The organism is Nostocoides jenkinsii Ben 74, assembly GCF_001046875.1.
GTDB lineage: Bacteria > Actinomycetota > Actinomycetes > Actinomycetales > Dermatophilaceae > Nostocoides_A > Nostocoides_A jenkinsii.
Genome location: NZ_HF571038.1, coordinates 1580808 through 1590836, shown reverse-complemented (window position 1 = coordinate 1590836; position 10029 = coordinate 1580808). Strand labels below are relative to the sequence as shown.

Annotated in this window: 10 protein-coding genes; 9 read left to right on the top strand and 1 reads right to left on the bottom strand. The window is 66.8% G+C overall.

All coding sequences use genetic code 11. The features are described 5' to 3' along the window. The 9 genes from BN13_RS07370 to BN13_RS19560 form a co-directional block, all read left to right on the top strand. Window positions 1-1458: helicase C-terminal domain-containing protein (locus tag BN13_RS07370; protein WP_048545665.1), on the top strand; the 1458-nt coding region annotated here is incomplete at its 5' end. Next, window positions 1455-2042: an exonuclease domain-containing protein gene (locus BN13_RS07365; protein WP_048545663.1), complete on the top strand. Its 588-nt coding sequence runs from the start codon at window positions 1455-1457 to the stop codon at window positions 2040-2042. The genes BN13_RS07370 and BN13_RS07365, both read left to right, overlap by 4 nt. A 385-nt stretch (window positions 2043-2427) precedes the next feature. Further along, the gene (locus BN13_RS07360) at window positions 2428-3675 is read left to right on the top strand and encodes a hypothetical protein (RefSeq protein WP_157038492.1); all 1248 of its coding nucleotides are present in this window, start codon (window positions 2428-2430) and stop codon (window positions 3673-3675) included. 4 nt (window positions 3676-3679) lie between these two features. Continuing rightward, complete coding sequence (locus BN13_RS07355) at window positions 3680-4921, top strand: hypothetical protein (RefSeq protein ID WP_157038491.1); 1242 nt, start codon at window positions 3680-3682, stop codon at window positions 4919-4921. Beyond that, window positions 4908-5642, top strand: coding sequence for a TROVE domain-containing protein (locus BN13_RS07350; protein ID WP_053079747.1), 735 nt, complete (start codon window positions 4908-4910; stop codon window positions 5640-5642). Before BN13_RS07355 ends, BN13_RS07350 begins: the two co-directional genes overlap by 14 nt. A gap of 1 nt (window position 5643) precedes the next feature. Beyond that, the gene (locus BN13_RS07345; RefSeq protein WP_048545655.1) at window positions 5644-5853 is read left to right on the top strand and encodes a hypothetical protein; all 210 of its coding nucleotides are present in this window, start codon (window positions 5644-5646) and stop codon (window positions 5851-5853) included. 43 nt (window positions 5854-5896) lie between these two features. Beyond that, entirely contained in the window at window positions 5897-6841 is a 945-nt protein-coding gene (locus tag BN13_RS07340) for a DNA-methyltransferase (protein WP_048545653.1), read from the top strand. Then, window positions 6838-8058, top strand: coding sequence for an RtcB family protein (locus BN13_RS07335; protein ID WP_456152385.1), 1221 nt, complete (start codon window positions 6838-6840; stop codon window positions 8056-8058). Before BN13_RS07340 ends, BN13_RS07335 begins: the two co-directional genes overlap by 4 nt. After that, window positions 8043-8501, top strand: coding sequence for a hypothetical protein (locus BN13_RS19560; RefSeq protein ID WP_048545649.1), 459 nt, complete (start codon window positions 8043-8045; stop codon window positions 8499-8501). The genes BN13_RS07335 and BN13_RS19560 overlap by 16 nt, the downstream gene beginning before the upstream one ends. A 424-nt stretch (window positions 8502-8925) precedes the next feature. On the opposite strand, the gene BN13_RS07325 is transcribed toward BN13_RS19560, so the two are convergent. Further along, entirely contained in the window at window positions 8926-10002 is a 1077-nt protein-coding gene (locus BN13_RS07325; protein WP_048545648.1) for a hypothetical protein, read from the bottom strand. Window positions 10003-10029: the final 27 nt, after the last annotated feature.

The window sequence follows — 10029 nt, the reverse complement described above, 5'->3', positions numbered from 1 at the left end:
CGCAGTGTCGGCCTCGTCGACCACCTCGTGGTCGACGAGGCGCACGCGCTTCCGCCTGCGGTGCGCAATGCGGGGGCCAAAACGCTCAGTGGTCGCGCCGTCAGCCGAGTGGCCCGGCTAATCGGGGCCAGGTTCGGTTCTGTCGGGTCCGTCCGCGTCCCCGAGGTCGACGCGGTTGTCGATGACGGCTATGCCCTCGCGGGGCTGGTCGACAAGACCGTCAGCGAATGGTTGCGCGGCAAAGACCAGTCCGGCACCGCGACGATGGCCGATGAGGACAACCCTGTCGCCGATCTGGCGTCAGGGATCGCGACGTGGATCACCGCCGCCAAAGCAGTCATTCCAAACATCGGCACCGTTGTCGGGGACATGCATCGACGCCGCGCGCTGTCGGCGCTGGGTGAATTGTCCGAGATCGTGGACGACCTGATCTCTCCCGGCCCTGGACACGCCCGCTGGGGCGAATGGGGATTGCTCGCCGACACCGAGAAGGTGCGCGGATGGCGCGGCGGCGCGGCGCGGGTCTCCCCCGTCGACGTCTCGTTCGCCATCGCCGCCAACCTCTATCACCGCGTAGAGCCGCAAGACGACGACATGCCGCCGGTCGACGTCCCGATCTCGGTCTCAATGGTCTCGGCGACGATGCCCGCGTCGTTCGGCTCCGAAGTCGGCATCGGTCAGCCGGTGACCGAATACCCGTCACCTTTCGCCGCCGCCTACGCCGCGTCAGCCTTCTACTCCCCCGCACTGCGCGACGGAGCCGAGTTGAGCAAGGTCGCCCGGATGAACGGAAACCGCTGGAAGTTTGACGTCGACCTGCACCAGCAGTGGGCGATCGGGCAGATCATCTCGCTCGTCACCGCGAACGGCGGGGCCGCGTTGGTGTTGAGCGCGACGAAGAAAGGTGGACAGGCATACGCCGAGGCGCTGCGCGCCAAGACCGGCTTCACAGTCCACTCTCAATGGGACGGCCAAGATGTCGCCCGTGTCGCCGCCGAATGGATCGCCGACCACGACAGCGTCCTGGTCGGCACCCGGTCGTTGATGACCGGCCTGGACGCCGCCGGGCAGACGTGCTCGCTCGTGATCGTGGACCGCGCCTTGCGGGCACCCGCGAATGTTGTCGATGACGCCCGATGCGCCTCCGCAGCAGCCCGCTTCGGGCTGGACCGCTGGGCAGCCGATCGACACATCTATGTCGGTGACGCCGCGACCAAGATGGAGCAGGCCGCTGGGCGACTGATTCGGCGCGTCACCGACTACGGCATGATCGCCGTCCTCGATCCCCGCCTGGCTCGGCAGACTCCGCTGACCTACCCGGAGGCCACGCGGAATCTCTACATGACGGCGGTCCGCTACTTCCCGAACAAGACCGCCGACGCGGACCAGGCGATCGGGTGGCTGACTGCCGCGCGAGCCATCCGGCACACCGACCTCGCGACAGGAGCGACCCGATGACTCTTCCCCTGCTGTGGGTCGACACCGAGACGACCGGGCTGAACGTCGACCGGGACGCCATCATCGAGATCGGGTTGATCTTGACCACCCCGGACCGCATCGAGATCGCCCGCTGGGACTCGCTCGTGCGAGTCAACCTCTCCGATATCGCGCGCGTAGTTTCGCAACCGGCTGTCCTGAAAGTCCAAGAAGAAAGCGGCCTGTGGTCGACCCTCATCGGGTCAGACGGCACCCGAGACCTTCCGATACTGCCGGAAGTCGAAGAGGCCGCACTGGCGTGGCTGGCCGAGAACGGGGTCACTGAACCGAGCAGCGTCACGTTCGCCGGCAGCGCGATCGGCGTTTTCGACATGCCGATCCTGCGCCGTCAGATGCCGCGCCTGCACCGCCTGGGGACGTATTTCGTCCACGACATCGGCGTGCTGCGTCGGGCCGTCGAGCGCGACACGGGGCGTCGGATCAATCCGGGTGCCATCCCTCACCGCGCGCTGGCGGACGTGGAACGCGCCATCGCTGCCGACCGCGAGATCGCCCGGATTCACCGGGCCGGTGTTGCAGCGCTAACGGCAGGAGGTGTCCTGTGACGAGCAAGCGGAGTCGAGGGTGCTCCGTCGACGGGTGCGACGGCAAACACAGGTCGAAAGGGTTCTGCAAGAAGCACTACCAGCGATGGCTCCGACATGCAGAGCCGAACGTCGTTTTGCGTGTCCGTGTGGTCGCACCCGACAGGGGTGCTCCGTCGAGGGGTGCGAGGGGAAGCATACGGCACGAGGATTCTGTCGGAAGCACTACCAACGATGGCGCAAACATCACCGGAGCGTGGTCTGTGGCGGGAAGTCCCCGGCTTTAGCCGTGGGGAGGATTCAAGTCGCGCAGGGGCGTATCGGCTAGCCGAGATCGTCGCCTGCGCTCAATGACGCCATGAGTATCCACTTCGCCGCTTCTCGCCCCGAGTTCCGCCGCGCCATCATGGCGATTGCCCAGTCATCGTTAGCCTGGAGCCAGCGCGCGCGCGTCGTCGTGCGCGTGGACGAGACCGGCGGCAGCCTTGAACTGGCGGGGGCTTCGCAAGCCTTCGGCAACGATCCGATGGTGCGCAGCGTGCGGTTCGCGGTGCGCAAAGGCGCGGGCCACGGCCAGGCGTGCGTCGATTTCGCGGCACTCGGTTCGATCGCGTCGGCGTCTATGGGGCGGACGGTGACGGTCGAGGCATCCGAGGCCGGGTCTCTCACTGTCCTTCTTCACGGTCCGCTCTCGGGCTCCGTCAAGATGTCGTCCGGCACGTCCACCACGCCGGACGGCAACCGCGGTAGGGTGCTCACCCTGCCGATTCTCAGCGCGCCTTCCGCGCCCGTGACGGTGCCGGACCGCGTGATTGCCACGGTGGACGGCGAGGTGTTCTTCGAGGCGCTTGACGCCGTGCGGACGGCCCGTCGTTCGGCACGGCATGCCAAGCTGGGAGCCGAGGTCGCGGAAGCAGGCGTCGGCCTGATCTCTACCGTCAATGGATACCTCTACATGCTGGCGACCGACCGCGCGCAGATGGCGTCCGTGGACATGCGGGCCGACACCGGACAGGCGATCGACCCCGTGCTCCGCGGCGGCGTCCATATCCCCCACTGGCTGGTTGAGGCGCTGCTGCGCACACCGGCCAGCCTGCGCGGTGCGCCGGTGGCCCTCGCCGTGTCGAAGCCGGAGCGCGTCGTCGTAACGGCGGGCGGCCTGACGGTCGACCTGCCGAGCAATGTGACTGACGGTCTGCCGTTCTCGACATTGCTGCGGCTGATGGAGGCCGACACGGGGTGGAACGTCGTCTGCGATGCCGATCTCGCCATCGCCGCCACGAATGCCGACTTACGCGCAGCCCTCTCGAACGCCGCCGCTCGGGAGCCGATGGTGAGGCTGTGGGTCGGGACGCTCGAAGACAGCGCGATCCACCTGATCGAACCGTGGGCGACCACGCACGTCCAGGGGTCGGTGAGCGGTCACGGCTGTTTCGCCTTCCTGAGCTCCAAATTGCTGTTGAAAGCGCTCGCGCGGCACCGACGAGAGACAGCGATCGTCTCTCTCATCGGCACCGGCAACGGCGACGGCGAGCCGATCACTCGCCGCCCCGTCACGATTGCCAGCCTGACGCCGAGAGGCAGCCAGTTGACCACCCGCATTCAACCGATCCGGGTGTCTCCGCGAGTTTTCCCTCACTACTGCGCTCAGTGACGGCATGAGAGTCCAATTCACTGCCTCCCGTGCCGAGTTCCGCCGGGCGATGACGGCCCTGAGCCGCGTTGCCGGTGACCAACCAGCGACCGCCCGCATCAAGGTCAGCGGCGGCAGGGGCACGATCGCCATCTGGATCAACGAGCCGGGCGGGACGCGGATGACTCAGGTCGCGTTCGCGATCAAGGATGGCGTGGACGGCGCGTCGTCCGTCAACTTCCGCGCTCTCGACAACGCGACTATCGCGAGCGGCTACAAGAGCGTGACGATCGCGCCCAACGGCGACACCGGCTATCTCGGGATCGCTTATGACGGCATCGAGGGTCGCTGGGTGGAGACCTTAATCGAGGGAGGCGAGGTCGTCGACCACGGTCGAATAGTCGGTATCCGGGTTGATTCGGTGTCGTTCTTTGATGCGTTGGCCGCAGTCGAGACAGCCCGAGCACGGCTATCCAAGAAGGACAAGCACGCCCTGTCGTGGCTGGCGGGTGTCGGAGTGGGGTGGTCCGCGCACGGCATGATCCACCTGACAGCCACCGACCGACGACAACTTGCGACGGTCGATCTCGCCGCGACGATGGACCTGCGGCACGACCGCGCGTTCGCCGACGGCATCTACCTTCCCGCCGCGGTTGTCGACGCTTTCTTGCGTCTTCCGAAGCGGCTGTGGCCCAGCACCGTCCAGATCGCCTTTGATCCGATGGGGAAGCCAACGCTTGTTGTTGGCGACAACATTTTCGAGTTGGCGATCAACAATCCGCGCGAAGGCGGGATGCCGATAGACCAGGTCAAGCGCATCGCCGTAAATCCACGGCACGAAAACGCGATCCACTACGAAACGTCTTTCGACACCGAAACCGTCCGCGAAGCGATCGCCCGTAGCGGTCGAACTCGCTCGGGCTCCGGCTTGTGGTGGTGGGTTGGAGATCACGGCGAACTGGCGGTCTATGCCGAGCACGGCGATACCAGCGCGGACGCCACCTTGATCCACGGTCGCCACGGCGTCGGCGGGATGATGGTCCGCCTCGACCAGACGAACGTCGTGAAGGCGTTGACGCGGAACGCTTCCGGCCCGAACAGTGCCGTGCTCTCCCGGCGCAGGCAGGCTCAGCCGAACTCTGGCATCCCGACCCCGGTCAAGTTTTTCGGCTACACCGCGTCAGGCCAGTTGGTCACGACGGTGATTCAGCCGACCCGCGTCGAGGCCGCAGAGCACGCGGCGATGATGGATCGTGGTCGGCGATGACGCGAACCATGAGTTGTTCGGTGGACGGTTGCGTCGCCCCGGTGCGCTGCAAGGGACTTTGTGCTCCCCGCGCGGAGACGCGCCGCTGCGAACCTACGCTTCGGGGCACTCGCTGCGCGGCGAGGCTCGATGGACGCCTAACCAGAAGATCGCCGACGCTCTCGACGCGGCCTTCTACGCCTCTTTCGGGTCGGTGGCCCCGACCGGAAAGCGGACCATGCTCGCGCTCGACGTCTCCGCGTCGATGACCTGGGACACCATCGCGGGCCTTCCGATCACGCCGCGGGAAGCCTCGGCTGCGATGGCGTTGGCGACGGCAGCCGTCGAACCGGACGTGCAGATCATGGGGTTCGGAAAGAAGTTCGTTCACGTCCCGATCAGCCCGCGTCAGCGGCTGGACGACGCGATCAAGGCGATCGAGGCCATCCCGATGGGCGGCACCGACTGCTCCGTCCCGATGACCTTCGCCCAGCGGGAAAGCATCGACGTCGACACTTTTGTGGTCTACACGGACAACGAAAGCTGGGCCGGTGCGGTCCACCCGCACCAGGCGTTGACGGCCTACCGGCAGTCGCGCGGGATCGACGCGAAGATGGCGGTGGTCGGCATGACCGCCACTCAGTGCTCGATCGCGGACCCCTCCGACCCCGGAATGCTCGACATCGCCGGGTTCGACGTCTCGACTCCGGCGCTGATCTCCGCGTTCAGCGCCGGATTGTGACGTGGACCCTCGCGCGGCCAAAGCTCGGCGCGAACACCGCGCGGCAGCAGAATCCGACGCTGCTGCCGCGCGGCACCGCGAAAACCGAGACGCCCTGATCCGACAACTGCGCCGAGACGACCCCGACACCTGGTCCTACTCCGTGCTGGCGCGACTGCTGGGGTGTTCTAGCGAACTGATTGCCAAGATCGTCAAGCCGCAACGCCATTGACCGACCCGCGCCGTCGTGGTTCGGTCAACGGCAAAGAACGGACATGAAGCCTTTGGTCGACGGCGTGGTCCACCCCGGAAACGCGGCGCTGCTCGCGGGCTGTCTGGCCCCCGACAGCGTCGCTCTCGCTGTCACGTCACCGCCTTACCTGGTCGGAAAAGGCTACGAGATCGACGCCACCGAGCAGTCCTGGACCGATGTGTTGCGCGCCACCTTTCGTGGCGTCGGTGCCGCACTGGTGCCCGGCGGATTCCTGGCTGTCAACATCAACGACATCCTGGCTTTTCCCGACCCCGACTTGCCTCGCGTGAACGCCGAGAACGCGCGGGCACGCAAACACAACGTCACCCGAGCCGACATCCAGGCAGTCATCGACGCCGCGCCCGCCCCGCCGTCCCGAGCCAGTCTCGCCCGGCATTTCGCCGTCTCCGAGCAGACGATCGACCGGCGTCTGCGCGGCGTCAACATTCGCGGTGGGAAAAGGACCGTCCAGACGCGGGTCCGGCTGTGCGGCCCCACCGTGGTCGACGCCGCGGCGGGCGGCGGCCTCTACCTTTATGACCGGCGTGCCTGGGCGAAAGGACCGGCTTGGACGAACTCCCCCTGGCACGCCACTTCCTACCGCGCGGTGGACGAGTTCGAGTACATCTATCTCTTCCACAAGCCCGGACCGCTGCGCTACGACCGTGGCCGACTCGATGGCGCTGAGTGGGGGCAGTGGGGTTCTCGCGGGGTGTGGCAAGTCCCCTCGGTCGCCGCCAATAACGACCATGAGGCCCGGTTCCCTGACGAGATTCCTCGCCGTCTGATTCGCCTACTGTCCGATCCCGGCGACGTGATCCTCGACCCATTCGCGGGGTCGGGGACCACCCTGCGCGTCGCCGCAGACCTCGGCAGGCGATGGATCGGGTTCGAGATCGACCCGAAGTGGGCGTCGACTGCCAGCCACGCCGCTCGCGAGGCGTCACTGCGCTCACTATCGGCGTGACCACGTTCCCGCAGTCTCTCCCCGGATCGTCCGCGCCAGTGCGCATGTGGCTCCCCACCCACGAGTTGGAGCCGACCGCCGCCGATCAGGTGAGGGCAATGTCCCGCGTCCCCGGCATCGAAGGAATCGCGATCATGCCCGACGCTCACGCGGGAAAGGGTGCCGTCGTGGGTTCCGTCATCGCCATGCGCGACGCCGTGATGCCGTCCGCCGTCGGCGTCGACATCGGATGCGGCATGACGGCGGTTCAGACGTCTCTGTCGTTGGCCGACCTCCCCGACGACCTAGGGCCGCTGCGCAAAGGAATCGAAGGTGCCGTACCGGTCGGATTCTCGGCTCACTCGGGTCACGCCCCAATCCTGTCTAACCCTCACCACCGCAGACTCCGCGCCCGTACAGACCGACTGTTCGGCTCCTTCGAGCGGCTGACCGCGCCCGGCGTGAACACCCTGGAAGGTCGCGCCATAGCGCAGTGCGGCACCCTCGGCGGCGGCAACCACTTCATCGAAGTCTGCGCCGACGAGCGAGGGCTGGTCTGGCTGACCCTGCACTCCGGCAGCCGCAACATTGGCAAGTCGCTGGCCGAGCGGCACATCGAGAAAGCCAAGACTCTCGAATGGAACGCTGGCCTGCCCGACCCGGAACTGGCCGTGTTCATCCGCAACAACCCGGACGGCACCGTTGCCGACGAGTGGAACAACTACATGCGAGACCTGTTCTGGGCACAGGACTATGCCGCTTTGAACCGCGAAGTCATGCTCGCGACCGTCCAATCGGTGCTCGCTTCGGCACTGCCAGGTGTCAAGTTCTGGGACCGAGTCTCCTGCCACCACAACTACGTCGCGAAAGAGAACTATGACGGCGTCGATCTGGTCGTGACCCGCAAGGGGGCGATCAACGCCGACCGGGGGACTCACGGCATCATTCCCGGCTCGATGGGCACCGGCTCCTACATCGTTCGCGGTCTCGGCTACGAGTTGGCCTACCGCTCGGCCTCGCACGGTGCTGGCCGTCGGCTCTCGCGCGGAGCGGCCAAGCGACAGTTCACGATTGATGACGCGGCCACGCAGACGGCGGGCGTCGAATGCCGCAAAGACGCCGGAATCCTCGACGAACTCCCCGGCGCGTACAAGGACATCGAGTCGGTGATGTCCTACCAGGCCGACCTGGTTGAGCCGGTCGCCCGCCTGACCACCTTGCTGTGCGTCAAAGGCTGACCCGCCGAGTTTCGGGCGAGTTTAGCGGCCCGATCGCGCTCCCCAGCCAGCCCCAAACTCTCGAAAGGAAACTCACGCCTGCGTCCAAGCTCGCCCTGTATTCCGCTATCCAGCTCGCCGCCGTCTTCGTGATATTGAAGGCCACGGACAGTCTGTCCTGGTCCTGGACGGCAACTCTTGCCCCAGTCTGGTTGACGGGGATCGCGGCGTTCTTCTCGATGGCCTACACGGCCGCGAAGTCGGAAGACCGGCACCGCAGTGACCCGTGGCCGTTCGCGGTCTCGGTCGGCCTCGCAGCCGTCTTGGCGGGCCTCCAACTCGCCGAAGTGATCCACTGGCCGTGGGTGTTCGTTCTCGCCCCGCTATGGGGCGGCGGGATGATTCTTTTCGCCCTGCTCGTCGGCACCGTCATGATTTTCTCGTCGGCTGTCGGCGGACCTTGACCGCCGGCGCGGCGCGAACGTCGCCGGACCGACCTGGCCGGTGGTCCGGACGCGCCAGTAGTGGCCTCGGCAGAGCCCGTTCGCGCAATGGGGCCGGTCGCATCCCGGCACCGAGCATCCGGCGCGAACGGGCGTTGATCGGAAGGTCGGCGACCCGACTGACCCCGTGTCCCAGAGCCGCCGGTAATGCCCCATGCAGAGATCGCCGACCCCGTTGGCCCGGACGCACCCGTCGACGGAGCACACGGTCCGGGGGCGTCGGCCCCGGGACTCGGCGGGGCCGACTCGGCGGGGCCGACACGCCCGGTGGTTCGCAACCGGCGGGCGTGTCCTTCGCACAGCCCCAACGCCTGGCAGGAACGGAAGCACCCCTCGACCCCGCACTGTCGCCGTGACGGTGCGGGGTCGAGGGGTGTCCGGTCGGTCAACGCATCGACAGGTCGGCGTAGGTTTCCGCCGTCCACGGCCACAGGCCGTTCAGCATCCCCCGACATCCGTTTTCGACCCAGCAGGCGCGAACCTTCGTGTCGCGAGCTCTCCGGTGCACGCGTCCGGCCTCCCACAGGTCGGTCGCGAACAGTTCTGGGGTCCAGTCACCGAACGGAACTCCGGCCCGGTTGGCGTCGCCGATCTGGGCGGGGGTGATGCCAGCATCGAGCAGGGCGCGGAGCCGGTCAGAGTTGACGGTCTTGCCTTCGCGCTCCTTGTCGATCTGGTCGGTCGACCACAGCGACAGGATGGCGTCGGCAAACTCGGGAGTGTCGATCCGGCTCCAAAGGAACGAGTAGCCGACGCCAGTGCTGCCGCGAAACTCTCGCAACGCTTGGACGCGAGCGACGCCGACGCGAGCGACGGCGACGATATGGTCGCCGTGCATCTCCAGCCCCTTGGTGTGCTCGCGCAACGTCTCCGGGGAAACGTCTGTCGCAGCCAGGGCGAAGATATGGCGGATGCTCAGCCCCGTCGAGACCTTGATCCACGCCCGAAGAGTCTTGGCGTTCAGCCCCGATGCGGCAACTGTCGCCCCGTCGCGAGGCAGGGCACGCACGATGCTGACGCCGTATTTCTTGATGGTCTCGGCGGTCCACCCGCCGTCAAGAACCTTCCGGAATCCGTCCGAGCCGACGTTGCGGGCAGCCATGACGTCGGCTGGCGACTTGTCGTTGTCGACGGCCCACGCAGCGTCTTCGGTGTAGCGCTCCCCCAGCAGGGCGCACATCTCGGCGTAGGCGCTCTCCGACTTCGCCCCCGGCGTCACGGCGAGCAGCGCCGCCATCGCCGCGTGGCCGGGCTTGGCGAAGGTGGTCTTCGCGTCATCGACGCTGATCGAGACGATGCTCTCGACGATCCGGTCGGCGACCTCGCTGACCGAAAAGCCGCGGATGAAGTTGTCGGGGATCAACGCCAGCTTGTCGTCGCCGTTCGGCGATCCGGCGATCCGATTAATCGCCGACTGACGGAATCCGGTGCGGAACGCATGGTTCGAGGGGCGAAGCGCCATGGCGGGGCCTCCTTATGTTCGCCGCGG